General features: G+C 55.9%; 1 protein-coding gene. It reads right to left on the minus strand.

Annotation, left to right across the window (positions count from 1 at the left end; genetic code table 11):
* Positions 1–39 precede the first annotated feature (39 nt).
* A partial coding sequence (locus tag Xinn_RS21700; protein ID WP_099137842.1) for a TIGR03751 family conjugal transfer lipoprotein occupies positions 40–229 on the minus strand: 190 nt, incomplete at its 5' end.

A 229-nucleotide genomic window follows, 5' to 3' on the forward strand; every position in this document is an offset into this window, starting at 1 on the left:
GCAGCTGGCCGGGGCGGTTCAGTGGCTTGAGTTTTTTCATTAGTGTGCCTCCGTGCGTTCACCCGGCAGGGCATACTGCACCTGACTGTAAAACGGGAACACCGTGCTGTAACCCGGTATCGGCGTATTACCCGCAACCAGATGCGGGTAGACATACATCACCATATCGGGGTTGGGTAAACGGGGAAACTGTTGGCTGATTTCCTGTGCCGCTGAACGGCTGTAGTGA

Origin of the sequence: Xenorhabdus innexi, assembly GCF_002632485.1 — a bacterium.
In the GTDB taxonomy this organism is placed as follows: domain Bacteria; phylum Pseudomonadota; class Gammaproteobacteria; order Enterobacterales; family Enterobacteriaceae; genus Xenorhabdus; species Xenorhabdus innexi.